At 31.1% G+C, this 501-nt stretch carries 1 protein-coding gene; it reads right to left on the bottom strand.

All coding sequences use genetic code 11. The features are described from left to right. Positions 1-42 precede the first annotated feature (42 nt). On the bottom strand, positions 43-501 hold a 459-nt coding region (locus ACFQ1G_RS01050), incomplete at its 5' end, for a hypothetical protein (RefSeq protein WP_380736386.1).

Raw genomic sequence — 501 nt, 5'->3', positions numbered from 1 at the left:
TGTTGGCACCAGTAATTTTCACACGGCTAACTACCATTTCCATTACCAGATCATCAATTTATCTCTATTCTTATTATAAGCAAGAATTGTTATATTTTCATAAAACACATCTCCCAAACCACTTATAATTTCTGACTTCCAGTCCAATTGAATATTATCAAGCTCCTTTTGAAGTCTTTCATACTGCACTAATTGGATCCAAATTATCCGTTCTCCCTTTTCGTTTACATATCCCAAATATTGTCGAATATAATTATTAAAATGGGATCGAACATTTTTCACTTTTTTAAACCCATAAACTCTTGAATCATTTTTCATGGATTTGTTATAATTCTCAGTTAAAGCAATTTCTGCTTCTATAATATCTTCCCTTGTCGGAGTAAATCTATGTGCAAGTTGATCTTTATTAAAATTCACCTCATAATCTGCAGGAATGATGGCTCCTTTAAAGTCCGTTCCTTTAATAATTTCAAAATGTGATTCTCTAACAATACTGTCAAT

This window comes from Salinimicrobium gaetbulicola, from assembly GCF_042676025.1.
In the GTDB taxonomy this organism is placed as follows: Bacteria; Bacteroidota; Bacteroidia; order Flavobacteriales; family Flavobacteriaceae; genus Salinimicrobium; species Salinimicrobium gaetbulicola.
This window is presented reverse-complemented; position numbering and strand designations above follow the sequence as displayed.